A 25,046-nucleotide genomic window follows, 5' to 3' on the forward strand; every position below is an offset into this window, starting at 1 on the left:
GCGGGGCTGTTAGACCCCGCCACACGCCCTGCAATTAACGCTTTGCGCGTGTCCGCACTTCATCAAAGCTGCGGCGAACGAGCAGCTTGCCATTGCGCCAGACCGGCTCAAGCAAGTCCTCAGCGCCATCAAGAGCGTCTGCGCGCCGAGCAACCATCTGCCCGTTTTCGAGCACCACCGCCTGACGTCCAGCCTTGCTGGCTTTGCTCGGATCGGTTGCAGGCTTCTTTGAAACATCGTGCCACTCACCATCGGCATCGCGCATCGCATTGGCCTTCATCGCAAATCGCAGAGTGTCGCGATTGACCGATTGCAGCAGCCCTCCGCCCATTCCGAACGCGATATTGTCGATCGCAAAGCCATCATGGATCACGCGGTCCACCAATTGGCCAATACTGGTGATGTTCATCCCATCGCCCTGGATTACCCGGACATTGGGGTGCAGCACGCGGTAGCCTTTGGCATTGACCGTGCCGCCAAAGATGTCCCACAATTTGGCAAGGACACGCGCGGGGGTCTCAACCGGATCGCCACTATCCGGGCGAACAACCAGCGTGCCTTTGCGCTCCAGCACCTTCTCTTTCAGGCTGCCGCCCCAGATGTTCTCGACCGCATTGTCGAGGTCATAGCTGTCTGACACTACGGCGACGATTTTGCCTTCACCCTCGAACGCGTCGAGCATGTTTTCATAGGCGTCCGCCTCGCCCTCTCGGCCCCAGCTGGTCATTGTGCTGTGCTCCGCCGCAGGGATCGAAAAGCCGGGCATGTCCGCGCCGTAATAGCGGCGCGCTGCCATGATCCCTTCCAGAGTGTCGGTCCCCGCAAAATTTACGAGGTGAGCCATTCCGCCCAGCGCGGCGCTTTCAGCAGAGCTGACCCCGCGAGCGCCAAAATCGTGCAGCTTGAACGGCAATTGACCCGCAGGATCATCAGAGCTGCGCTCCAGCCCCGCACCAATCACCTGCGCGCATTTCCAGCTCAGTGTTGCGACCGTGGTCGGATACCAGATCGCCCTGAGCAGAGCAGTTTCGATGAAAGTGGTGAGCCATGGCATGCGGTCATCCGTGTTCACCACTTGAAACAAGGGCACACCTGCTGGGGCGACCACGCCCTCTGGCAAAGCGCTGATTTCAATCGGCAGATAGCCGTCATAGTCGGCGAGAATGGCATCCCACCCAGCGCGGTTAAACGGCACGCCGTGCGCCGCGCAGATCGCCTCCGCTTCCTCGATATCTGCCTCAGATATCGGTTTGCCAAGATAGTCGATCAAAAACGGCTGAAGGCCAAAGAACACGGCTTCGTCTGAGAAGTCATTGGGCCGGCTCTCGCCATAAGCGCTGATCGCGCGGGCCTGAGGTGGATATTGAAGAAAGTGGCTCTGTTTGTAACTGTCAGTCGCCAGAATGATATTGGTCATAATGTGAACTCCTCACATGGATTTGCCTCGGTCTTTTGAGGCCTATGGACCGGCGGGACTCCCCCGCCGGTGGTTTCAAAGGTCTGCCATCCGCTCGATGATGGACCAGTGATCTTCAAACAGCATTTCCGGGGCGAGTTCGCCCAGCTGATACCAGCGCGCATGCGCCGCATCATCGCCGCCCTTCACTTTGAACAGCTTGCGCCGTTCCGGCAGGCGAAACAGGAACGCATGGGTGATGATCCGCCCGCGCAAGGAACGCTGCGGCGCATCAAACACCTGGGTCCGGCTGTCCTCGATAAAGCTTGCGAGCATGGCCGGAGGGATCTGCCCCTTGGTATCAGAGATTTCGGTCTCTTCCCGCAGCTCCCGAATGGCCGCATCGCGCAGCCTTTCGCCGTGATCGACAAAGCCGCCCGGCAGCGCCAGCAAACCCTTGCCCGGCAGACGGCCGCGCTCCACCAGCAGGATATGACCCGCCTGAATCACCACCGCATCAGCGGTGACAAATGGCCCGGGGCCCCATTCCTGCGGATAGGCGTCAAGATATTCGCGTTCCGCCAGTAGCGCCTTGAATTCCTCGGACAGCTGAAATTCTTTGAGCTGCTCTGCAACCCCTGGCGACAGCACTTGAGCAGGCACGTCGGACAAGCGCGCAAAATAGCGTTCGCGAATGTCGGAGCTGCTAAAAGTGCCGAATTGGCTGTCGATCTGGATATTGCCCCAAGACGGGAACAATTTGAGATAAAACGACGAATTGTCTTTGCCAAAGCCAGCAAGCGAAATCTCAAAATCATCGAGGCCGTTTGAGGCAAAACCGTTATTGCCTTCCTTCAAGACAATATCGTGCACGCGCCGCTGAACCTCAGCGACCCAAGCGGTATCGGAATAGAGATGGTCGTCCAGCGGCTCGACGATCACGCGGCCCTGCGCAATTTCATATGCGAAGGCTGAGCGGATCATGTGCTCGCGCTCTTCAAAGGTGAAGGGGTTGCGCGGATCGCGCGCTATATTGGCCGATCCGACCAGCACGATGACGCGGTCAACCTGCTCCAGCGATTGCCGGATTACATATTCGTGGCCGATGTGAAGGGGCTGGAAGCGTCCAATGAAGACGCCGAAAGAAGCTTTTGCCGGTTTGGCTCCGCTGCGAGCGGATAGTTTTGCCATGATCGAGACTCCCTCGATTGATGTAAACGGCAATTGGACTCCCCAATCGCCTATGCTTGGTATGTGCTGATCCCAGCAATGGGTCAAACGCGAAGTTTGCAGCTGAATGTTGCGAAATATGCACGCCCTGCGATTTCACCGATGCGGATTTCGCGTTGACCTATGCCACCCACCCGTGGCAATGGCGCTGCGCCCAACGGCAAAACGTGGGCGGGTATAGCATAGTGGTAATGCTCTAGCCTTCCAAGCTAGCTAGAGGGGTTCGATTCCCCTTACCCGCTCCAAATCTCCTCATAGAAATACGCGATTTACGCTGTGCGCTCTGGGCGATCCTCTGTCTGCGCAACAGGCTAGCCTTCTTGCCGCCCAATCAAAACTAGGTTTGATGCAAGGCTTTCAGCTATTAGCTGCCCAGAACCATGAAAAGCCTTACCCATCTTGAGCGGCTCGAAGCCGAAAGCATCCATATCTTCCGCGAAGTCGTGGCCGAAACCGAAAAGCCGGTCATGCTGTATTCGGTCGGCAAGGATTCCTCGGTCATGCTGCACCTTGCGCGTAAGGCCTTCTATCCTGCGCCGCCGCCCTTCCCGATGCTGCATGTCGCCAGCGGGTGGGATTTTCAGGCGCTGCTCGATCACCGTGACAAGACGGTGAAGGAATATAACCTCGACCTGATCGTGGCTGAGAACGAGCATGCCGAGGAGCAAGGCATCAACCCGTTCGACACCGGCAGCGCGCTCTATTCTCAGGCGCAGCTGACCGATCCTTTGAAAGCGGCGCTCACCCAGCACGGTTTCGACGCGGCCTTTGGCGGCGGTCGGCGCGATGAGGAAAAGGCCCGCGCGAAAGAGCGCGTGTTCTCATTCCGCACCGCCTCACACCGCTGGGATCCCAAGAACCAGCGGCCTGAGCTGTGGAACCTCTACAACACCAAAAAGGCCGATGATGAGAGCATTCGCGTGTTCCCGATCAGCAATTGGACCGAGCTCGACATCTGGCAATATATTGCGCTGGAAAAGATCGATATCGTGCCGCTCTACATGTCGCAGAAACGCCCTACTGTGGAGCGCGACGGCATGCTGCTTGTCGTGGATGATGATCGCTTTCGGCTGGAGCCGGGCGAAGAGCCGGTGGAGCGGTCCGTCCGCTTCCGCACGCTGGGCTGCTATCCGCTGACCGGCGCGACGGAGAGCGATGCGACGGACATGAACCTGATCATTCAGGAAATGCTGCTGGCCACCGGGTCTGAACGCCAAGGCCGCGCGATCGACAAGGGGCAATCCGCATCGATGGAAGATAAGAAGCAGGAGGGCTATTTCTGATGAGCACGCAAGACTCCAGCTTCCAAACCGACGCGCTCATTGCCGAAGATATCGACGCCTATCTCGACCAGCATCAGCATAAGAGCCTGCTGCGCTTCATCACCTGTGGCAGCGTGGATGACGGCAAATCGACCCTGATTGGCCGATTGCTGTACGATTCCAAAATGATCTTCGAAGATCAGCTGACCGCGCTGGAAAGCGACAGCAAGAAGGTCGGCACGCAGGGCGATGAGATCGATTTTGCGCTGCTGGTCGATGGCCTCGCCGCGGAGCGCGAACAGGGCATCACCATCGATGTCGCGTACCGGTTCTTCACGACCGAGAAACGCAAGTTCATCGTCGCCGACACCCCGGGGCACGAGCAATATACTCGCAATATGGTCACCGGGGCCTCAACCGCCGATCTGGCGGTTATCCTGATCGACGCGCGCAAAGGCGTGCTCGAACAGACGCGGCGGCACTCTTTCCTGGTCCACCTGCTGGGCATCAAGCATTTGGTGCTGGCGGTGAACAAGATGGATCTGGTCGATTATGATCAGGCCCGGTTTGAGGAAATCCTGGCCGATTACAGCCAGTTTGCCGATCAGATTGGCATAGAAGACTTCACCGCGATCCCGATCTCCGGCTTTAAGGGCGACAACATCACCGCCGCCCCTTCGGCCAACACGCCGTGGTATAGTGGCCCCTCGCTGATCCAACATCTGGAAACGGTTGAGCTGGCCAACACTGCCGCGCAAGAGCGCAGTTTCCGCATGCCGGTGCAATGGGTCAACCGGCCCAATTTGGATTTTCGCGGGTTCACCGGCCTGATTGCCAGCGGCACAGTCAAGCCCGGCGATAAGGTGCGCATTGTCCCTGCGGGCAAGACCAGCACGGTCAAATCGATCCTGACCTTTGATGGAGAGCTGGATGAGGCCGTCGCCGGCCAATCGGTCACCATCACTTTGGCGGATGAGGTTGATTGCAGCCGCGGCGACGTGATCGCGGCGGCAGACAATCCGCCTGAGGCCTCAGATCAGTTTGAAAGCACCTTGGTGTGGATGGACGAGGCAGCGCTGAAGCCCGGCCGCGCCTATTGGCTCAAGATCGGCAGCCAAATGGTCAGCGCGACCATCGCTGAGCCAAAATATGAGATTTGCATCAACAGGTTTGAGCATCTGGCGGCGAAAACGCTGGAGCTGAACGGTATTGGCGTGGCGGAGCTGCGCACGGATCGGCCGATCACGTTTGAAGCGTATGAGACGAGCCGCGCGCTTGGCGGGTTCATCCTGATAGACAAGTTCACCAATGCGACCGTTGGCGCTGGCATGCTGCATTTCAGCCTGCGCCGCGCACAAAACGTGCATTGGCAGCCAACCACGATCACCCGCGATGATCATTCCGGCCTGAAGAACCAGCGCCCGCGCGTGCTATGGTTCACCGGGCTGTCCGGCTCAGGCAAATCGACCATCGCCAACGAGGTGGAAAAGCGCCTCGCGCTGATGAACCGCCACACCTTCCTGCTCGACGGGGACAATGTGCGCCACGGGCTGAACAAGGACCTGGGTTTTACCGAGGCAGACCGGATCGAGAATATCCGCCGCATTGGCGAGGTAGCGAAGCTGATGACGGATGCCGGACTGATCGTGATGACCGCGTTCATCTCGCCATTCCGGGCCGAGCGCCAGATGGTGCGCGAAATGATGCCGGAAGGTGAGTTTATCGAGATCTTCGTGGACACGCCCTTGGAAGTCGCAGAACAGCGCGATGTGAAGGGCCTTTACAAAAAGGCGCGCGATGGGGAGCTTAAGAACTTCACTGGGATCGACAGCCCCTATGAAGCGCCAGAGAACCCGGAAATCCGCGTGAACACGGTGGAGATGTCCATTGAAGAAGCCGCCGACCACATCATTGCCGCGATCCTGCCGCTGAAATGACAGGCAAAGCAATGAACGCCGATCCCGCCGCAATGTCCGATGCCGAATTGGCCGCGCACCTCGCGGAGGTGGCTGGCCGCATCCTGCTGGATGTCCGCAGCAGCGGCATGTTCACCGGCAAAGCGCTGGGCGCGGCAGGCGATGCTACCGCCAACCAATTCTTGTGCCATGCGATCCGTGCCGCGCGCCCGGAGGATGGCCTGCTGTCCGAAGAGGAAAAGGACGACACCGCCCGCTGCTCCATGAGCCGCGTGTGGATCGTCGACCCGGTGGATGGCACGCGTGAATATGGCGAGGAGCGGAGCGATTGGGCTGTGCATGTCGGCCTGTCAGTGGATGGCGCAGCCAGCGTCGGCGCGGTCGCTCTGCCCGGCCTGGACGGCGGGATTGTGCTGAACTCTGATCAGCCAGCTGCCCTGCCCGAAGCGGCGGCAAAACCGCGTCTGGTCGTCAGCCGCACTCGCCCCGCCAAAGAAGCGGTCGCATTGGCGGAAGCTATTGGCGGCGAATTGCTGCCCATGGGCAGCGCGGGCGCAAAGGCCATGGCAATCGTGCGCGGTGAGGCAGAGATCTATCTGCATTCCGGCGGGCAATATGAATGGGACAGCTGCGCACCGATTGCGGTCGCGGCGGCCCACGGTCTGCATTGCAGCCGGATCGATGGCTCACCCATGGTCTATAACCAAGCGGACACGTACCTGCCCGACCTGCTCATTTGCCGCCCGGAATATGCCAAGCGCGCACTGGAGCTGGTGGCCAGCCTCAACAGCTAATCCGCGGGCGCGGATAGAGCGGGAATTGGGTTGTCGACGAAGGGCGGCGAAATCACCACTTCCACCCGGCGATTGAGTGCCCGCCCCGCCTCATTGGGTTCACCATTCGGCAGAGCGTTGGGCTCTATCGGGTTTTGCTCCCCAAAGACGATCACGCGAATGCGGTCATCGGCAATGCCGTTTTCGATCAGCCATGCGGCAACCGCCAGCCCGCGCGCCTCGGACGCACGCGCATTCACGGCATCACTTCCGCCAGCATCGCTGTGAGCACCCAGGATAATCGGCAGGCCGCGCGCGACCTGTTCTGAGGCGAGCACTTCTTTGAGCGCCGCCAGAGCCTCTTCGCTGAGGTCCGATTCGCCATCGGGAAAACCAATCGTCGCGTTAAGCGGCTCCAGCGGAGCCTCCACTTCGGCCTGCTCAATATCGCTGCGCAGGATTGAGACCGGTTCTTCTTCGCCCGCACCGTCTTCGGCATTTTCGCCATCGGCAGTGCTGACGTCCGCGTCCGCATCCGCATCGCCGCGCTCAGAAGCGCAGGCGGATAGGCCCATCATCAATGACGCTGCGATCAAGACTGTCGTCGTTCTCATCACTTCCTCGTGTACCTTTGCCCGCCCGGATTAGGCCGTTTGCGGACCTGCATCGTCCTCGCCGCTGGGCTTGGAGTTTTCTTTCGCGCGTTCTTTTCCGCTCTCTTTATTGGCACGCTTCGCCGCGTGTTCTTCCGCGCTCTTCATTGAAGGCGGGGTGAAGGAGATGATCGTATCGCCCGCACGCGGCTCTGGCCGGGCGGCGTGGGTGAAGAACCTCAGCGTCCCGCTCTTGCGCACCAGCATCAGCATGTTGGCACTGTCAGGGAGCACCTCCTGCGCGTCTTCGAAATTGAACTCGTCAGACAGCTTCGTTTTGCGGAAGACCCAGCCTTGCTCCTGACGCTCATTGGTATCCGACACACCAAAGCCGGACTCGAACAATGCCCGCCCGCGAATGCTCTCTGGCAACGCGTGCTTATCATCCTCATCTGCGCTTTCGCCCAGTTGATAGACGGAATCGCGCCCCACCTCATGCGCGAATTCATTACAGACGAGTGCATTGTAAGCCTCGTTGTCGGTCGCCGCGACCAGCACTTGGAACGGCGCAAGGTCGAGATTGTGCTCCGTTGCCTCGTTCAGGATCTCGCCGTGGTAAAACGGCAACCCCTCGCGCCGCGCCGCGCCAAGTCTCTGCCAGCTGGGATCGACGATCATCACGGGGGTCTTGAGCGCCTTCATCTCGCGGGCGAGCGCAATGGTCCACGGAGTCGCCCCAACAATCAGCAGGCCGGGCCGCGATTCGCCCTTCACCTTCAGCAATTTGGCCGCCCATTCGACCGTAAAGCCGTGAGCGATAACCGTGATGACGACCACGGCGAAGCTGAGGCCGGTGAGCAATTGTCCGCCTTCAATCCCAAGCTCATCCAGACGCAGCGCAAATAGGCCAGAAATCGCCACCAGAACAATGCCGCGCGGCGCAATCCAGGCGATGAACAATCGCTCGTTCCACGGCACGGCGGTGCCCAGCAGGCTGAGCAGGACGGTGGCCGGACGTACAAGGAACAACAGAGCCAGCAGGAAGGCGAGCGGACGCCAGCTGGTCTGCAGATAGGTCAGCTCCTCCCACTTCAGCGAGGCTGAGAGCAGGATGAAAATGCCGGAGACAAGCAGCACCGCGATATTCTCTTTGAACGGGTGGATTGAGCGCAGGCTGGAGACGCCAAGGTTGGCGAGCGTGATGCCCATCACCGTGACCGCGACCAGCCCCGCTTCGTGCTCAATCTTGTTCGACAAGACGAACACGCCGATCACCGCGCTGAACAGCACCGGCACCTTGAGATACTCCGGGATCGCGCCGCGCGGGAACAGGAAGGCGATCAGGCGTGCGGCCGCATAGCCGATCAGACCCGCCATGATCGCAGCGATGATCAGCGGCGGCACCACTTCTATCAGCGATGCGCCCGGACTCTCAGCCACTTTGCGGAAATATTCATAGGCGATGACCGCGCACAGCGCCCCGGTGGGATCGTTGACGATCCCCTCCCATTTGAGGATCGAGGCTGGCCGGGTCTGGATGTTGGATTGCCTCAGCAGCGGGATCACCACTGTCGGCCCGGTGACAATCAAGATACCGCCAAACAGTACCGCGACCGGCCACACCAGTCCTGCAATGTAATATCCCGCTGCCGCGCCTAGCGCCCAGCCGATAAATACACCGATGGTGGCCAGGCGGATCACCGCTTGGCCGGAATGCCTAAGCTCTCGGTAGTCGAGGCTGAGCCCCCCTTCGAACAAGATCAGCGCAACGCCAATGCTGACCATCGGGTCGAGCAGATCGCCAAAGGCGGCCTCTGGATCGATCAGTCCAGTGATCGGGCCAGCGATAAAACCCGCGGCCAGCATCAGGACAATCGCAGGCCAGCCCGTTCGCCAAGCGACCCATTGCGCGCCGATACCGAGCACGCCGACCGTGGCGATTACAAGAGCTTGCGAGTCCATCACTGGTTTCGGGTGCGCGCTAAATCGGTCAAAATCAAGCCTTGAGACAAATACTTATAGCGCCGCGAGCCTGCGCTGTGCGGCGTCAATCGCCTTCAAAATCCAGCAAAGTGCGCACTTCAAGGCCCGCCGAGGCGAGTTTCTTCGCCCCGCCAAGGTCCGGCAGATCAATCACAAACAACGCATGATCAATCCGCGCACCCGCCATACGCAGCAGCTTCGCCGCCGCGATAGCCGTGCCGCCGGTCGCGATTAGATCATCGACGATCACCACATGCTCGCCCTCGCCGACGGCGGCGGGGTCCATCTCCAACCGGTCGGTGCCATATTCGAGGGCATAGTCGACGCCGATGGTCTCAATCGGCAGCTTGCCCGGCTTGCGCACCGGGACAAAGCCGATGCCGAGTTCGACCGCTACTGCCGCGCCAAAGATAAAGCCGCGCGCCTCCATTCCGGCGATCTTCTCAGCGCCGCAGGCACGCGCCATTTCCGCCAAGTGCCGCACGCTGGCCGCCAATCCTTGAGGGTGGCCGATCAGCGTGGTGATGTCGCGAAATTGGATGCCGGGCTTGGGAAAGTCTGGGACCGTGCGGATCAGCGCGCGCAGTTCTTCGGGGGTCATATCCAGTTCCTCTTTATGCGCCGTGCCCGTTTGGCATAGGCCTCAAACGAAAAGCGCCCCGCCATCGCATGTGGATGGAGAGGCGCTGTTTCAAACAGGGGGGGTGCCCGTCTGCTTATTTCTTCTTCGGCTTGAGCCCAGCCCAGATCTGCTTCTTCGAGAGATAGGCAAGGATCGTAGCGAACAGCAGGAAGCCAAGAACTGGCCAACCGGTCTGCTTACGCTTCACCAGTGTCGGCTCAGCCGTCCAGGTCAGGAAGGCCGCAACGTCGGCTGACATCTGATTGACAGTCGCCTCGGTGCCATCGGCATAGGTCACTTGGCCGTCGATCACGATGGGCGGCGCCATCGCAATGTTCACATTGGCAAAGTACTTGTTGAAATACAGGCCCGCTGGCGTCTCAAATTCTGGAACGGTCGCCGCGATCTCTGGATCCGCTTCACCGTAACCCGAGAGTAGTGAATAGACGTAGTTTGTGCCGTCTTTGCGCGCCTTGGTCATCAAAGAGAGATCAGGCGGAATCGCATTGTTGTTGGCAGCAGCCGCAGCCACATCGTTTGCAAACGGTGATGGGAACTGGTCGGTCGGCTTGCCCGGACGCGTGGTTGCTTCTCCCGTGTTTGGATCGATGCCTGGGACCGTCCAATTGGCGGCTTCAGCCTGAACTTCCGCTTCGGAATAACCAAGCTCGCTCAAGTTGCGAAATGCCACAAACTTCAGGCCGTGGCAGGCCGCGCAGACCTCTTTGTAGACCTGATAGCCGCGCTGCAGCTGAGCATTGTCCCAACGGCCGAACGGTCCCTCGAACGAGAACCCGCCCTCAGGCGCGATGGGCTTTTCCTTGAAGGCATAATAGTCAGGCTTTTCAGGCGGCGCATAATTGATCGCGCCTGGCAGCAGGGACCAGAAAAACAGGATCCCCACGATCCCTAAACCTGCAATGATCGCTCCGAGACGAATGCTCATACGCTTAGACTTTCAACTTAAACTAGAGTTCACTGGGCCAAACGGTTGACGTTGCCAATGGCGGACTATTCGGCCGGCTGCAAGGAACCGGCTTCGCCAGCGCCCTTTGCACCCGAACTTGCAGAGTTTCCAGGAGCCGCATCATCCGACCCAAGCACCGATTCGGTGATCGAATAAGGCAGCGGCTTTGGCACTTCGATCTGACTGACGATCGGCAGGATCACCAGGAAGTGCAGGAAGTAATAGGCCGTCGCGATCTGGCTTAGCAGAACATATGGCTGCTCTGCCGGTGCGCCACCGCAGTAGGTCAGCAACGCCATGCAGGGGATAAGACCGAACCAGAAGAACTTCTTGAACATCGGACGATAATGGCCGGAACGAACCGGGCTCTTATCGAGCCACGGCAGGATGAACCAGACCAGGATAGAACCGAACATCGCGATCACACCCAGCAGCTTCGCCTGGATCAGCACGATACCGGTGAACGGGATCGTCAGATCGTCGGTAAAGGCACGCAAGATCGCATAGAACGGCAGGAAGTACCATTCCGGAACGATCAAAGCCGGCGTCGAAAGCGGGTTCGCCTCAATATAGTTATCGGGGTGACCCAGCATGTTCGGCAGGAAGAACACCATAAAGGTGAACGCCAGCAAGAAGATGCCGAGGCCAAAGCCGTCCTTCGCCGTGTAATACGGGTGGAACGGTACCGTATCGCTTTCTTTCTTCACTTCGATTCCCGTGGGGTTCGAAGATCCAGGAATGTGCAGCGCCCAGATGTGCAGAATAACAACACCGGCGATCACAAATGGCAGCAGGAAGTGCAACGAGAAGAAGCGGTTGAGCGCAGCATTATCCGGCGCAAACCCGCCTAAAAGCCAAGTTTGAAGCGATTCGCCGACTAGCGGGATCGCCCCGAACAGGCCGGTAATCACCTTCGCGCCCCAGAAGCTCATTTGGCCCCACGGCAAAACGTAACCCATGAAGGCCGTTGCCATCATCAGCAGGAAGATAACCACGCCCAGCAGCCAGATCATCTCACGCGGCGCTTTATAGGACGAATAATAGAGCCCGCGGAAGATGTGCAGGTAGATCACGATGAAGAAGAAGCTTGCGCCGTTGGCGTGCGCATAACGCATTAGCCAGCCAGAATTGACGTTGCGCATAATGTGCTCAGTCGTCGCAAAAGCAACTTCGGTGTTGGCGGCATAGTGCATCGCCAAGATCACGCCGGTGATGATTTGGATCATCAGACAGAACCCGGCGAGCACGCCGAAATTCCACATGTAATTGAGGTTGCGCGGCACCGGATAGCCCGCACCAACCGCATTGTAGACCAGCCGCGGCAATGGCAGCTTTTCATCAATCCACTTGGTGAAGTCGTTCTTCGGTTCGTATTGTTTTGCCCAGGCGAAGCTCATGGCGTTCTCTCGTGAGTGTTCAGCAGATAGATCAGTTACGCAGGATTACCCGACGCGGATGACCGATTCAGAGGTAAATGCGAAATCCGGGACGACCAGATTGGTTGGCGCCGGGCCTTTGCGAATGCGGCCAGCAGAATCATAGTGGGAACCGTGGCACGGGCAGAAATAGCCGCCATATTCACCTTTGTTTTCGCCTTCAGCCGCGCCCAGCGGCACACAGCCAAGGTGCGTGCAAACGCCCATTGTGACGAGGATATCTTCATTGCCCTCGCCCAGGCGGTCAGTCAGGCTTTCCTGATCGCGCAGGTCGGCAATATCGACATCATTAGCTGCGGCGATTTCCTCAGGCGTCAGACGCTTCACAAACAATGGCTGCTTGCGAAAAATAGTCTTGATGCTCTGGCCCGCTTCGATTGCAGAGACATCAACATCGGTGGTGCTTTCAGCAAGCACATCAGCCGATGGAGCCATTTGGGTAACCAGCGGCAATGCGCTGGCCGCAGCACCAACGCCCGCGGTCGAAAGCGCTGCTACGTGAATAAAATCACGCCGCCGTACGCCCTCATTTGCTTCGTTTGCATCAGCCATCGTTCAAAAACCCTGTCTTCTTTGCCGCATTGGATACGTGCCCTTGCGGCGGTAACGTTGATTGTTTGTCTAGCCAGTCCAGCGGAGGTTTACGCAGTCAGCGAAAGCCCAAACCTGCATTCACCCCATGCCGGATTACAACTCGTGCGCGCTCCTAGCCCCAATGGCCGGGGATTCCAACACTGTTTTCAGCATTGCTTGTTCGCTTTCCTGCAAGCCTATGTCCAAACGGACTCAGGGCGCAGCGATCATACTGATTTGACGCCCATAATTCGCCTCGCCGCGCTGAGACGCACGGCGATAGGAATAGTAACGCTCGGAAAGCGAAAAAGTGTCCAAATCGAGCAATTGGACGGTTTTTAGCCCAGATTTTGCAAGCCGCGCGGCGACAAAACCGGGCAAATCAAACTGCCAATGCCCATCGCGCCCAGCCGAAAAATGGCGCTCATCCTCATGCGTGAAATTGGCCTTAAAGGGTGCGTCCACCTCATAGCTTGCTTGAGCGATTGTCGGGCCGATGGCGGCGGCAATGTTCTGCCGAGCTGCGCCCATTGCCTCCATTGCGGTGAGTGTATTTTCCAGAACGCCGCCGACCGCGCCGCGCCATCCCGCATGGGCTGCACCGACCACCCCAGCCTGCTGGTCCGCAAACAATACCGGCGCGCAATCCGCCGTCACAATGCCCAGCACAATGCCGGGTGTTGACGTCACGACAGCGTCACCTACCGGGCGGCCAGTGGGATCATCCGCCCAAGCCTGATCCACCGTGATCACATCCGGCGAATGGACCTGATGCGGGGCGGCGAACGCGGCGCCCTCCGCCAAAGCTTGCGCTGCTTCCAGCCGGTGCCGCGCGATGACAGCGCCGTCACCATCCCCGCCATAGCCGAATTGATGCGCGCCATTTGCGTGTCCGAAAAAGCCGTGCGGAATATGCCCGAGCGCATCGGCCCGCGTGATATCGAGCGCGCCCACGCTCAGCCTTCCAGACTGCGTGTGACCTGTTCAGATGTGTCGCGTGAGAGGCCGGATACGGCAGCAATCCGCTCTAGCTCAGCCTTCATCATGGCGGCGCGTTTAGGCTCGATCCGGCGCCATTTGCCCAAAGGCGACACAAACCGCGCCGCCGTGTGGGGATTGATTGGATCAAGCGCCAGAATGAGGTCGGCGATCAGGCGGTAACCGTTTCCGCTCGGATCGTGGAAGCCCGCCGGATTGCCAGCAAAGGCCATGTAGAGCGAGCGCACACGGTTAGGGTTCTTGATCGTGAAGTCATCATGCTCGGCCAGCGCCTTCACATGATCGACCACATCCGCATGCGGCGCGAGCGCTTGCAGCGTGAACCATTTGTCGATCACCAGATCATTGCCGGTGTAGCGATCATAAAAGGCCGCTAGCGCATCGGCCCGCTGCGGACAGTCGATACCGCACAGCACCATCAGCGCGCCTTGGCGGTCGGTCATATTGTCCGCTGCATCAAATTGCTGGGCCGCCATACCAGCCGCTTGCTCTGGATCGCTCGCCGCGAGCAGCGCCAGCACCTGAGTCTTCACCTTGCGCGCGCCGCGCCCAGCAGGATCGTCAAAGCCAATCGAGGCCGTGCGGGCATAGAGCCCTTCAAGCTCGCGTTTCAGAACAGTGCCCAGCGCAGTTTTCAGCGCCTCCCGCTCGGCATGGATCGCGCCCGGATCGGCCAGCCGCGTGCCACTCGCCATTTGCTCAAACAGATAGGTCTCGCTCGGCAGCATCATCAGCTCACCGCGCATATTATCGTCCAGCGCATCGTCAGTCAGGATTGCGGCCAGCGCATCGCCAATCGCTCTCTTTCCTTCTGCTCGATGCGCCTCATCAAGTTCGCCAGAGGCCGACGCGACCAAATGGCCGACGCTCAGCTGCTGCATCGCCTCATAGCGCGCAAAGGGATCATCATCATGCGCGGCGAGAAACCCAAGATCTTCGAGCGGCACATCATGCTCGATCACCACAGGCGCGGTGTAGCCGCGGTTGATCGAGACCACGGGATCTGGCCCGACCATTGGCAGGGTAAAGCTCTGCTCGCCCTCGGTAAGGACGATCAGTTGCTCTTCACCAAGCTGGCTGGTCGCGCGGCTGTGCAACGCGACCCGGAGCGGAATCGGCATCGCCTGCTTATCCGGCTGACCCGGCGTCGGCGGCACGGTTTGTGAGAGCGTCAGGGTAAGACCGTCGCTCGTCAGCTCTTGGCGAACTGTCACGCGCGGCGTGCCTGCTTGGCGGTACCACAGGCGGAACTGCTCCAGATCAAGCCCAGCCCCGTCTTCAATGGATTTGATGAAATCCTCGCAGGTCGCCGCCTCGCCGTCGTGACGATTGAAATAGAGGTCGGTCCCGGCGCGGAACCGCTCCAAGCCCGCCATATTGCGCATCATGCGGATAACTTCAGCGCCCTTATTATAGACGGTGGCGGTGTAGAAATTGCTGATTTCGCGGTAACTGTCCGGGCGGATTGGATGCGCGAGCGGCCCTGCATCTTCCGGGAACTGGGCGGCGCGCAGGATGCGGACATCTTCGATCCGCTTCACCGCTTCGCCGCGCATATCCTGACTGAACAGCTGATCGCGCAGAACGGTAAAGCCCTCTTTCAAAGACAGCTGGAACCAGTCGCGGCAGGTGATGCGATTGCCCGACCAATTGTGGAAGTACTCATGCGCGATCACGCCCTCAACGCCGTCATAATCGGCATCGGTGGCGGTGTCCGGGTCAGCCAACACATATTTGGTGTTGAAGACGTTGAGACCTTTGTTCTCCATCGCGCCCATGTTGAAATCTGACACGGCGACGATGTTGTAGAGGTCGAGATCATACTCGCGGCCAAAGGTCTCCTCGTCCCATTTCATCGAATGGTGGAGCGACGCGAGTGCGTGATCGGTGCGGCTTAGGTCTTCAGGGCGGACCCAGATGTTGCACTCAACCTCGCGGCCAGACATCGTCGTGAACGGCGCGGAATTGGCAACCAGATCGCCCGCGACGAGCGCGAAGAGATAGCTCGGCTTAGGCCATGGGTCGTGCCATTCTGCAAAATGCTGGCCATTCTCGCTTTCGCCCTCGGCCACTTTGTTGCCATTGCACAGCAGAACCGGGAACAGCTCCTTGGGTCCGCTCATATGCACCCAATAGGTCGACAGCACATCAGGCCGGTCTGGGAAGAATGTAATCCGGCGAAAGCCCTCCGCCTCGCATTGAGTGCACAGCATGCCGTTCGAGGCGTAGAGGCCCATCAGGGTGGTGTTCGCGCTCGGATCGATTTCAGTCTCGATCATGATTGTGTGGCTGTCACCGGGTAGCGTCAGGATCAGATCCGGCCCGTCCATCACGTAATCCTGAACCGTCACATCATCGACGGTGACGCGCGCCGGTGTCAGGCTGTCACCATTAAGCCGCAGCTCGTTGGAGGCCTCAGCCGCAGGATTGCGCTCCACCTTAAAGCTGGCCAGCACGCGTGTCGTCTCAAGGCCTAGATTGAACACGAGCTTGGTTTCTGGGAGCAGCCAAGGGAACGGCTTGTAATCCTCGCGCAGGATCACCGGCGGTTCGGCTGGGACGGGCGGCGCATCGGCCAGTTGAGGGTTGCCATCCGGGGTCGAGGGGGTCGTTGCAATATCCATAGGCTCAGATTTAGGTTGATTTGCCTCAGCGTCCAGCGATTAGGTGGCGCGCATGACAAATTTGCTGATCTTTGGGCTTGGCTACACCGCGAAACGCATCGCTGAAGAAATGCGAACGCGCGGCTGGCAAGTGGATGCCACGGGCAGCGCGGGCAATGTCGATTTTGCTGACCGCGATGCTGTGAAAGCAGCGCTGGAGCGCGCAAGCCATGTGCTCTCCTCCGTCCCGCCAGATCGCAAGGCCGGGCTGGATCCTGTGCTGGACACCTATGGCCGCGATTTTGGCGAGGCCCAAAATGAACGATGGTACGGCTACCTCTCCTCCACCGGCGTCTACGGCGATCAGCAGGGCGCGTGGGTCGATGAAAGCACGCCGACGATTGCCGAAACCGGTAAAGGCCGCCGCAATGCCCGCGCCGAAGCCGATGCTTTATGGATGAAGCTGGGCGCGAGAGCATTCCGCTTGCCCGGCATTTATGGGCCGGGCCGCAGCGCGCTGGACCGCGTGCGCGATGGCCGCGCGCGCCGGATCGATATGCCGGATCAAGTCTTCAGCCGGGTGCATGTCAATGACATCGTCAGCGGCGTGGTTGCCGCGCTCACCAGTGACGCGCCAGCGGGGGCTTACAACCTGGCCGATGATCTGCCCGCGAGCGGCAATGCGGTGACCGAGCATGCCTGCCGATTGCTTGGGATCGAGCCTCCCCCTTTGGAAACGCTGGAGGAGGCAAACCTGTCAGAAATGGCACGCGGATTTTACGCCGAAAACCGCCGGGTCGCGAATGGCAAAGCCAAGCGCGCGCTGCGATGGCAGCCGGAATATCCGACCTATGTCGAGGGCATCCAAAGTCTTCTTTAGCGCGTCATTGCGAGGAGCCTGAAAGGTGACGCTGCCATCCATCATCCGCCGCCGCACCAAACCGCAAAGCCAGGCGATGGATTGCTTCGCCTGCGGCTCGCAATGACGAAAACTACTTCGTTTGCTTGGCCCTTAGCGCCAAGATCATGCCCACCACCGCCAGCACCATTCCGCCAGCTGTCAGCCACGTCCACTGATAGTCCTCAAACAGGGTCGAGATCAGCATAGCAACCGAGATCGTGAGGATCGAATTGTAGGCAGCCCGCCCTGCCCCAATTTCGCGCACCAGGTTGTAATGCAGCGGGAAAGTCACCACCGATCCAATCACCGCAAGATAGACGATGCCCAACCAATATCCGGTGTCTGTCGGAATTGGCGGCGGACCTGCGGTTAGCGCGGCAAAGCCAAGATCAAACACCGTCCCGTACAGCATCGCCCATGCGAGCAGGCTGACCATCGGCACCGCGCGGCCGGTTGGGTTCGCCTGGATCACATTGGCCACAGAAGCGGCCAAAATTCCGAACAGCGCAAGCACGATCCCGAGCCCGACATTGCCGCCGACAACCCCAGCATCCGGGTTTGCGCGCCATTCGTGAACGAGCAGGAAGGAGACGCCGATGATCGCAATCAGACTGCCCAGCACAAACCCGATCTGGACCTTCTCGCCAAGAAACAACCTGCCGAACAAGGCGTTGGGCACCATCAGCAAGCCAAACATCATCGCGACAATGCCAGAGGTGACGTAAAGCTCGGCGTGATAGACGAACAGGAAATTGCCGCTGAATTGGAAAATGCCGACAATCACGGCGAGCATATGCTCTGGCCGGGTCAGTTTCAGCCGCCGCTTCATCAGAAAGGCGACCAGAAACAGAGCCGGGGTCGCCAGAGCAAAGCGGTAGAAAACCGACCATGCCGCGGGCACGCCGTCGATCTGTCCGGTGATCACAAACCAGGTCGATCCCCAGATCGACCCAGTGAGGACAAAAGGTAGGATCACACGCCAGCTCAGCATCGGCGTTTGGGTCGCGCTCAAGGGAATAGGCTCATAATGCAGCGATCGCCTTGGCCAATGCCAGCGCATCGTCATCGCGGGTGTTCCACGCGGTCACAAACCGGGCGGCATCTGCGCCCCAATCGTAAAAGGCAAAGCCTTGCGCGCGCAGCGCCTCTCGCTCGGCCTCGGTCAGGCGCACGAACAGCTCATTGGCCTCGACAGCGTGCATCAAGCGATCACCGCAAGCACCGGCAATCTCAGCCGCCGCCGCGTTCGCATGGCTCGCATTCGCCAGCCATAGATCACCATCAAGCATCGCGAGAATTTGCGCCGCCAAATAGCGCCCCTTACACTGCAAATGGCCGGCGCGTTTGCGGCGATAGCGCACTAGGTCGGCTTGGCTCTTGTCAAACAGCACCACGGCTTCTGCGCCCATGCCGCCATTTTTGATGAAGCCAAAGGCCAGGCTATCAACCGGACCGCACGCCGCCCGCGCGGCTTCCTGAGCCGAGCCGCCAGCAGCGGCCGCAGCATTGGCAAAGCGCGCGCCGTCCATATGCAGGCCAAGCTTGCGCGCCGCCGCAAATTCTTTGAGCGCGGCGAGTTCCTCGCTGGAATAGACGCACCCATATTCGCTTGCCTGCGTGATCGCGATGGCGTGGGCTTGTACCTGATGCACATCATCGCGGATCGGATCGATCAGCGCGGCAATGCCTTCCGGCGTCAGCTTCGCGCCTTCGCCGCCCGCTAGCATCAGCTTTGCGCCGTGCAGGTAAAAGCCGGGCGCGCCGCCCTCATCGACCTCAATATGCGCCTCTTCATGGCACACGACGCCGCCATGCGGTGCGCACATGGTGGCCAGCGCCAGACAATTGGCCGCCGTGCCCGTGGCGATCCATTCCGCCGCGCATTCGCGCCCAAACAGATCGCTAAAGCGCTCGTCCAGCTGCGCCGACAAAGCGTCGCCATCATAGGGGTTGTCGGCATGATCCGCCGCGCGCATCGCCTCCCATACATTGGGGTGGACCGGGGCGGCATTGTCGGACAGGAAAGGCTTAAGGCTCGTCATTACAAAGCGGCTTTAGTGCGAGCAGCGGACTTGGCAAGAAGGAGCATGGCGAATGACTGACATCACAGATGATCTCACTATTAATCACCGCGATACAGACACCGGCGGGAAGTATGTCGCTGAGCTTAAAGGCGAGTCCGCGACCGGATATCTTGAGTGGGAAACGCGCGGCGAAAATGTACGCGTCGCCACCCATACGGTTGTTCCGCGTGCGATTGGCGGGCGCGGTGTGGCGGGCGAATTGGTGAAGCGCTTGATCGCCGATGCACGGGAACAGGGCTTTAAGATCGTACCCCAATGCTCCTATGTCGCCGCCAAGTTTGAGAAGAACCCCGACTGGAGTGACTTGCTCGCGTAGTTTTGGGAGTGGGTGGCTAGGCCTAAGAACTACGCACTTTCCAGCTCAGAAAAATCCTTGCTAGTGATCGTTTCGAGCACCGCGGCGCGGACCTCGCGGGCCCGCTCAAGTGGGACGCCGGAGATCGAGAAACTCCCTCCTGCCAATCCAAAGTCCAAACTCGCATAGCCGCGTTTGCGCGCAATCGGGCCTTGGCTGATCTCGACCGAATGCAGTTTCACGCGGTTGGCGATCATGCTGCTGGGTGAGAACAGCCCGCTCACCGACATGATCTGGCTGTCATCGAGCGCGTGGCGCTTAAACTGCCAGGAATAGAGCGCAGCAAAAGCAAACACCGCCGCTAGCACCAGCGGGATCAGCACGAAGTATGGCGGCGCAAAAATCGCCACCGGGACAGCGATGAGCAGAAACACGCCGCCATCGATCAGCGCGCCGTCAAAGCGGTATTTCTTCGCAGCTCGGTGCCATTGCGCGTCTTCACTCGGCAGATGAAAGCCGGAGGCCTCAACGATTGGCGCGATCTCATCCAGCTGCGCGAACGGCGCAACATCGTGGTTCGATGCCCCCGCATCCTGCGCCAGGCTGATGAATTTGAGGCCATGCCAGCCGAACCGGTAACGGATGAAACGCGTACCGATTTTGATGCCCTGCACCCGGTGAACCGGCATCACGACGTCAGTTTTGGTCAGCAGTCCGCGCCGACGCCGAAACCCGCGTGGCGTCTTCTCCAGTAGGAAATCCCATTCGCGCAAAGCCGTGCGGATTAGGCCTGTCGCAATGCCCAAGATGATCAGCGAGAGGACCGCAATTATCCCGCCGACAATCTGCGCGCTGCGCCCAAGGCTGGAGAGCGCATCGCTTTGCCCGATCAGCCGCTCTTCCCAAGCCTCAAAATCCCACAGATCAAACGGCAACAGGAACTCAAGCTGCTGGGTCAAACCGAACAGAACGGCGACCACGGCGAGCGAGAAACTGAACAATCCAAAGATGAAAATGCGGCGCGGCCCCATGGTGAAGAGCGCCTCGGCGGTCTCATCCTGCGGGGCCACTTGCGTTGTCGCTGCTTCGCCCGCGCCTTCAACCGCCAGCGGGGCGGTTTCAGCAGCGCGGCGTTCGCGCACCACTTGGCGCAGTCTTTCGCCTTCGTCTTCTGTCAGGAAGGAAAGCGACAAATCCTCGCCGCCACCTGCGCCGGTTTCAAACTTAACTGAAACCAGACCGAACAGGCGGGGCAGCAATTTCTGCTCCAGGCTGACGTCTTGAATGCGCTCAAACGGGACCGAGCGCGCCGTGCGCGACACCAGCCCGCTTTCGACCCGAATGTCTTCCACGCCGACGGTGTAAGTCAGTTTGCGCCAACGGATGTAGCCAAGAGCAAAACTGACCGCGAAGATCAGCGCTGCGACACCGAGCGCGATAAGAATGGCGTAATTGCTGCGACCGCTGAAAGCGACAAAAGCCGCTGGCAGAATGGCGTTCTTAAGCCCGCTGACCACGCCCAAGGCGACGCTAAGCGGGGCGGTGCGTTGAGGCACGATCCCGGCAGATTGGGTATCTGCGGGTGCAGCTGCAGAAGCGCCACCGCTATCAGTGCTCACCTCGCCGCTCACATTGTATCCCGCTTGATATGCGCGCGAATATCCTCGCGCATGTCGTCAGCCAGCGCCTTGTTGAGCCCTGGCAAATGCACCGAAGCATTGTGGCTGCCCGCCGTGTGCACGGTGAGGGTCGCGAGATCGAAGAACCGTTCAATCGGGCCCTGATCCACATCAATGTGCTGAACCCGGCCAAATGGCACGACCGTGTCCGAATTCCACAAGACCCCGCGCACCACGCGCAACCGGTCTGCGCTCATATTATATCCGCGCGCATTGAACCGGCGCATCGGCACGCGAATGATGAAGATAAGCGAGAGCACAAGCAAAACGCTCATCACTACACCAGCCGGAATTGGCGTTTCCTCGACAATAACCGCTTCAAACACCAGCCCGCCAATCAGAACCGGGATCGACGTCAGGATTGCCGTCAAACGCAGGGAATGGACGTAATTCGGGTGCAGCCGAGTGAGCGCTGCATCATCATGCGGAGAGACCTGTTGCGCGGCAGTGGTCGCAGCAGAATTGGCGGCCGGTACAGATGTAGCAGGGGTCGGAATTGTATCGGGTGTGTCCATAGTGCCTTAGATGCGCAATACAGCCGCGCCGCACAAGTCCCAATTACGCCCTTTGATTGAATCGGCGGCCGACCATGGCGCTGGCGATATTGGTCTTTTGCACGTCGATTGCGCCGCCCGCGATCCCCCAGGCGTAGGCATCGCGCAGCCGCTGCTCCATCCCGTAATCCTTGTGATAGCCATATCCGCCCATCACTTGCATGCCGAGCGCCGTGACATCGCGCACGATCTCATTGGCGTAGCATTTGGCTAGGCTGCTTTCATACACGCTCGGCAGGCCATCGGGATTGCTGGAGGCGTTTACTGCCGCACGGTGGATGAGCAGACGCGCGGCATCGACCTTCATTGCCATTTCAGCCAGCTTCATCTGCACGGCTTGAAAATCCACGATCGGCTTGCCGAACGCTTCGCGCTCCTGCGTGTAGGCGAGCGCTTGTTCCAGTGCCGCCGCCGCAACGCCCAGGCTTTGCGTTGCATTGCCGCAGCGCTCCAGCCCGAACGCGCTCATCAATTTGCTAAAGCCCCCCGCGCCAATGATGACGTTCTCGCCGGGCACTTTCACATCCTCAATCGCATAGTCGGCGGTCGGGATGCCGCGAAAACCCATAAGCTCCTCGCGCTTGCCAAATTGCAGGCCCGGCATGTCTTTTTCGAGCAGGATCGCGCCGATCCCTTTCGCGCCCGGTTCATCGGTGAAGCGGCAATAGGTGACGTAATAATCGGAATGCCCGCCGCCGCTGGTCCAGCGTTTGTAGCCATTGACGACATAGCCGTTTCCGTCCGGGACGGCTTTGGTCGTGAGGTCGGTCAACGCCGTGCCTGCGTCCGGTTCTGACATCGAAACCGCGACAATCTTCTCGCCCTTGATCACCTCTGGCAGGATGCGCGCCTTCATCTCTGGCGATCCAAACCGGTCAATCGTGCGCACTGGCCCGGTCAGCGCCTCGAACACTGGAAAGGCAACCGCGTTGGAAACCTGCGCGAACTCCTCCAGCACGATCAGCGCCTCAATATGACCCAGCCCCAGCCCGCCATATTCCTCTGGCAGATTGACGCCGAGGAACCCCATTTCGCCATATGTCCGCAGCATTTCCAGCGGCACGGGATAGTCATTGGCCTCCATATCGCGCGCAAGCTCTGGCAATTCAGCGCGGGCGAATTTGCGCGCGGTTTCCTGCAGCTCCCGCTGCTGATCGGTCAGATTAAAGTCCATGGCTGTCCCCAAAGGCGGTGTTCGCGGTCCGCCGCTTCCTAGCGCATGAGAGCGGGTCTTGCGCAAGGGAAGCCTCACAAAGACGCGGCCACCCAAAATAAATCTGTAGACGGCCATCCGCCTCGATCGCCATAGTCCGCCGCATGAGCATTTCTGCAGATTTGACCGGGCGCAATGCGCTGATCACTGGGGCTTCTTCTGGCTTGGGCATGCGTTTTGGCCGGATATTGGCCGCGAGCGGCGCGAATGTTGCGCTAGGTGCGCGGCGCAAGGATCGGCTCGAGGCCTTGGCCAGCGAAATAGGCGATAAGGCCACCCCGATCACGATGGATGTCGGCCGAGAGGCGGACATTGTCGCGGGGTTCGACGCAGCGGAAGCAGCGTTTGGCACGGTTGATACTGTCATCGCCAATGCCGGTATTGATGGTCAGGGCATGGCGACTGAAACCAGCGAAGAAGAGATAGAGCGAACGCTAAGCATCAATCTAAAAGGCGCGATCCTGACCGCGCGTGAAGGTGCGCGGCGAATGATTGATGCAGGCGTGCCCAATGGCCGGATCGTGATGATTGCCTCGATCACCGCATTTGAAGCCTCGCCGGGACTCGTGGCCTACTCAGCTAGTAAAGCGGGCGTGGTGCAGGCCGCACGCAGCATGGCAAAGGAATGGGCGCGCACCGGGATCTGCGTAAACACAATCTCGCCCGGCTACATCCGCACCGACATCAACAACGACTGGTTCGAAACCGATGCTGGCAAACGTCAGGTGAAGCGCTTTCCAAAGCAGCGGCTGATGGGCGAAGAGGGCTTGGACCCAGTGATATTGATGCTCTGCTCAGACGCGGCGCAGTTTATCACCGGCGCGGATTTCGTCCTAGACGATGGGCAGAGTTTATAGGCCCGCGCCAAGTGAAGGTGCTGCCAATTTTCATCAAACAGAGAAGAATGGTGCCACGAGAGAGAATTGAACTCTCGGCCTCGTCATTACCAATGACGCGCTCTACCACTGAGCTACCGCGGCGCCTGTTCAAGACGCGCGCCTATCGTTGGGTGCGGCGCCAATGTCAAGCGGCGCTTGAACCTGAGGCCCGATATCGGCAAGGCGTTTCGCATGAGTGACACCAAAAGCAACAATCTGTCGCGCGAGGAGCGTTTGGCCGCGAAATTGCGAGAAAATCTGCGCCGCCGCAAAGCGCAAGGACGCGATCTTGCCAACCCCGCGAGCGAATCGGGCGAAAGCAGGGTTTCCAAGGACGACGCCGGGGGCTAGTGCTCTCGCGTCTTAATGGCTGCGCCCAGAGCGCGGAACTTCGGAGAAAAAATGCCTAAACTTATTCTCGTGCGCCACGGCCAGAGCCAGTGGAACCTGGAGAACCGTTTCACCGGATGGTGGGACGTTGACCTAACAGAACAAGGCATTGCCGAGGCCAAAGCCGCAGGTACGCTGATGCGCGAGAAAGGCGTGGTGCCGACCACCTGCTTTACCTCGCTGCAAACGCGCGCGATCAAAACGCTCAACCTTGCGCTGGAAGAAGCGGGTCTGTTGTGGCTGCCGGTGACCAAGAACTGGCAGTTGAACGAGCGGCATTATGGCGGGCTGACCGGGCTCAACAAACAAGAAACCCGCGATAAGCACGGCGATGAACAGGTCCACATCTGGCGCCGCAGCTTTGACACGCCGCCCCCGCCGATTGAGCCGGGCAGCGAGTATGATCCCGGCGCAGACCCGCGCTATGACGGGATTGATGTGCCTCAGACCGAAAGCCTGAAGCTGACGATTGAGCGCGTGCTGCCCTATTGGGAAAGCGCGATCTTGCCGGTGCTGGCCGGCGGCGAGACGGTAGTCATTTCTGCGCATGGCAATTCGCTGCGCGCGCTGGTGAAGCACCTGTCGAACATTTCAGATGAGGACATCACCGGCCTCGAGATTCCCACCGGCCAGCCGATCATCTATGATTTTGACGATGCCATGGTCCCGGGCGAGCGGTACTATTTGAAGGACAGCTGA

Annotated in this window: 23 protein-coding genes and 2 tRNA genes; 9 read left to right on the plus strand and 16 right to left on the minus strand. The window is 59.6% G+C overall.

All coding sequences use genetic code 11. From position 1 onward, the window contains the following. Window positions 1-34: 34 nt before the first annotated feature. Both AC0V6V_RS07985 and AC0V6V_RS07990 read right to left on the minus strand, forming a co-directional pair. Entirely contained in the window at window positions 35-1,417 is a 1,383-nt protein-coding gene (locus AC0V6V_RS07985; protein ID WP_486166286.1) for a nicotinate phosphoribosyltransferase, read from the minus strand. A gap of 75 nt (window positions 1,418-1,492) precedes the next feature. Beyond that, window positions 1,493-2,587, minus strand: coding sequence for a bifunctional nicotinamide-nucleotide adenylyltransferase/Nudix hydroxylase (locus tag AC0V6V_RS07990; protein WP_486166287.1), 1,095 nt, complete (start codon window positions 2,585-2,587; stop codon window positions 1,493-1,495). Window positions 2,588-2,797: 210 nt separating this feature from the next. Here AC0V6V_RS07990 and AC0V6V_RS07995 point away from each other — a divergent pair. The 4 genes from AC0V6V_RS07995 to AC0V6V_RS08010 all read left to right on the plus strand — a co-directional run bounded on the left by AC0V6V_RS07995 (window position 2,798) and on the right by AC0V6V_RS08010 (window position 6,598). Then, window positions 2,798-2,871, plus strand: a tRNA-Gly gene (locus tag AC0V6V_RS07995). Between the two features lie 135 nt (window positions 2,872-3,006). Continuing rightward, window positions 3,007-3,909 carry a sulfate adenylyltransferase subunit CysD gene (cysD, locus tag AC0V6V_RS08000; protein WP_486166288.1) on the plus strand — a complete coding sequence of 301 codons (903 nt, stop codon included), beginning with the start codon at window positions 3,007-3,009 and terminating at the stop codon, window positions 3,907-3,909. After that, window positions 3,909-5,825, plus strand: a complete 1,917-nt coding sequence (cysN, locus tag AC0V6V_RS08005; protein ID WP_486166289.1) for a sulfate adenylyltransferase subunit CysN — start codon at window positions 3,909-3,911, stop codon at window positions 5,823-5,825. Before cysD ends, cysN begins: the two co-directional genes overlap by 1 nt. Next, window positions 5,822-6,598 (plus strand): 3'(2'),5'-bisphosphate nucleotidase CysQ, encoded by a 777-nt coding sequence (locus tag AC0V6V_RS08010; protein WP_486164882.1) that lies wholly within the window; start codon window positions 5,822-5,824, stop codon window positions 6,596-6,598. Before cysN ends, AC0V6V_RS08010 begins: the two co-directional genes overlap by 4 nt. Here the strand turns inward: AC0V6V_RS08010 and AC0V6V_RS08015 are convergent. The 8 genes from AC0V6V_RS08015 to pepN form a co-directional block, all read right to left on the minus strand. Beyond that, complete coding sequence (locus tag AC0V6V_RS08015) at window positions 6,595-7,191, minus strand: OmpA family protein (RefSeq protein ID WP_486164883.1); 597 nt, start codon at window positions 7,189-7,191, stop codon at window positions 6,595-6,597. The genes AC0V6V_RS08010 and AC0V6V_RS08015 overlap by 4 nt on opposite strands. 30 nt (window positions 7,192-7,221) lie before the next feature. After that, window positions 7,222-9,132 (minus strand): cation:proton antiporter, encoded by a 1,911-nt coding sequence (locus tag AC0V6V_RS08020; protein ID WP_486164884.1) that lies wholly within the window; start codon window positions 9,130-9,132, stop codon window positions 7,222-7,224. 85 nt (window positions 9,133-9,217) lie between these two features. Further along, the gene (locus AC0V6V_RS08025; RefSeq protein WP_486164885.1) at window positions 9,218-9,754 is read right to left on the minus strand and encodes an adenine phosphoribosyltransferase; all 537 of its coding nucleotides are present in this window, start codon (window positions 9,752-9,754) and stop codon (window positions 9,218-9,220) included. Window positions 9,755-9,869: 115 nt separating this feature from the next. Next, entirely contained in the window at window positions 9,870-10,721 is an 852-nt protein-coding gene (locus tag AC0V6V_RS08030; RefSeq protein ID WP_486164886.1) for a cytochrome c1, read from the minus strand. A gap of 65 nt (window positions 10,722-10,786) precedes the next feature. Next, the gene (locus AC0V6V_RS08035; RefSeq protein ID WP_486164887.1) at window positions 10,787-12,139 is read right to left on the minus strand and encodes a cytochrome b; all 1,353 of its coding nucleotides are present in this window, start codon (window positions 12,137-12,139) and stop codon (window positions 10,787-10,789) included. A 45-nt stretch (window positions 12,140-12,184) separates the two neighbouring features. Next, entirely contained in the window at window positions 12,185-12,730 is a 546-nt protein-coding gene (gene petA, locus AC0V6V_RS08040; protein ID WP_486164888.1) for a ubiquinol-cytochrome c reductase iron-sulfur subunit, read from the minus strand. Between the two features lie 234 nt (window positions 12,731-12,964). Continuing rightward, entirely contained in the window at window positions 12,965-13,705 is a 741-nt protein-coding gene (gene pgeF / locus AC0V6V_RS08045; RefSeq protein ID WP_486164889.1) for a peptidoglycan editing factor PgeF, read from the minus strand. Window positions 13,706-13,707: 2 nt separating this feature from the next. Then, complete coding sequence (gene pepN, locus AC0V6V_RS08050) at window positions 13,708-16,374, minus strand: aminopeptidase N (RefSeq protein WP_486164890.1); 2,667 nt, start codon at window positions 16,372-16,374, stop codon at window positions 13,708-13,710. A 52-nt stretch (window positions 16,375-16,426) separates the two neighbouring features. Here pepN and AC0V6V_RS08055 point away from each other — a divergent pair, with 52 nt between their 5' ends. Further along, window positions 16,427-17,233, plus strand: coding sequence for an SDR family oxidoreductase (locus AC0V6V_RS08055; protein ID WP_486164891.1), 807 nt, complete (start codon window positions 16,427-16,429; stop codon window positions 17,231-17,233). Between the two features lie 112 nt (window positions 17,234-17,345). Here AC0V6V_RS08055 and AC0V6V_RS08060 read toward each other — a convergent pair whose 3' ends face one another. Together AC0V6V_RS08060 and AC0V6V_RS08065 are read right to left on the minus strand one after the other, a co-directional pair. Further along, window positions 17,346-18,245, minus strand: a complete 900-nt coding sequence (locus tag AC0V6V_RS08060) for a DMT family transporter (protein ID WP_486166067.1) — start codon at window positions 18,243-18,245, stop codon at window positions 17,346-17,348. Window positions 18,246-18,276: 31 nt separating this feature from the next. Beyond that, a complete protein-coding gene (locus AC0V6V_RS08065; protein ID WP_486164892.1) occupies window positions 18,277-19,296 on the minus strand; it encodes a threonine aldolase family protein in 1,020 nt (339 codons plus the stop codon). A 52-nt stretch (window positions 19,297-19,348) separates the two neighbouring features. Here AC0V6V_RS08065 and AC0V6V_RS08070 point away from each other — a divergent pair, with 52 nt between their 5' ends. Then, window positions 19,349-19,654, plus strand: coding sequence for a GNAT family N-acetyltransferase (locus AC0V6V_RS08070; RefSeq protein WP_486164893.1), 306 nt, complete (start codon window positions 19,349-19,351; stop codon window positions 19,652-19,654). Between the two features lie 29 nt (window positions 19,655-19,683). On the opposite strand, the gene AC0V6V_RS08075 is transcribed toward AC0V6V_RS08070, so the two are convergent. Genes AC0V6V_RS08075 through AC0V6V_RS08085 form a run of 3 tightly spaced genes read right to left on the minus strand, consistent with a single transcriptional unit; the run spans window position 19,684 to window position 23,040 of the window. Next, window positions 19,684-21,252: a PH domain-containing protein gene (locus AC0V6V_RS08075; RefSeq protein WP_486164894.1), complete on the minus strand. Its 1,569-nt coding sequence runs from the start codon at window positions 21,250-21,252 to the stop codon at window positions 19,684-19,686. Between the two features lie 8 nt (window positions 21,253-21,260). Beyond that, window positions 21,261-21,827 (minus strand): PH domain-containing protein, encoded by a 567-nt coding sequence (locus tag AC0V6V_RS08080; protein ID WP_486164895.1) that lies wholly within the window; start codon window positions 21,825-21,827, stop codon window positions 21,261-21,263. A 43-nt stretch (window positions 21,828-21,870) separates the two neighbouring features. Then, window positions 21,871-23,040: an acyl-CoA dehydrogenase family protein gene (locus AC0V6V_RS08085; protein ID WP_486164896.1), complete on the minus strand. Its 1,170-nt coding sequence runs from the start codon at window positions 23,038-23,040 to the stop codon at window positions 21,871-21,873. Between the two features lie 143 nt (window positions 23,041-23,183). Here AC0V6V_RS08085 and AC0V6V_RS08090 point away from each other — a divergent pair, with 143 nt between their 5' ends. Continuing rightward, entirely contained in the window at window positions 23,184-23,936 is a 753-nt protein-coding gene (locus AC0V6V_RS08090; RefSeq protein ID WP_486164897.1) for an SDR family NAD(P)-dependent oxidoreductase, read from the plus strand. A gap of 48 nt (window positions 23,937-23,984) precedes the next feature. Here the strand turns inward: AC0V6V_RS08090 and AC0V6V_RS08095 are convergent. Next, window positions 23,985-24,059 (minus strand) — tRNA-Thr (locus AC0V6V_RS08095). A gap of 90 nt (window positions 24,060-24,149) precedes the next feature. Here AC0V6V_RS08095 and AC0V6V_RS08100 point away from each other — a divergent pair. After that, window positions 24,150-24,308 carry a hypothetical protein gene (locus AC0V6V_RS08100; RefSeq protein WP_486164898.1) on the plus strand — a complete coding sequence of 53 codons (159 nt, stop codon included), beginning with the start codon at window positions 24,150-24,152 and terminating at the stop codon, window positions 24,306-24,308. A 51-nt stretch (window positions 24,309-24,359) separates the two neighbouring features. After that, complete coding sequence (gpmA, locus tag AC0V6V_RS08105; RefSeq protein ID WP_486164899.1) at window positions 24,360-25,046, plus strand: 2,3-diphosphoglycerate-dependent phosphoglycerate mutase; 687 nt, start codon at window positions 24,360-24,362, stop codon at window positions 25,044-25,046.

Source organism: Erythrobacter sp. S249 (assembly GCF_057364975.1).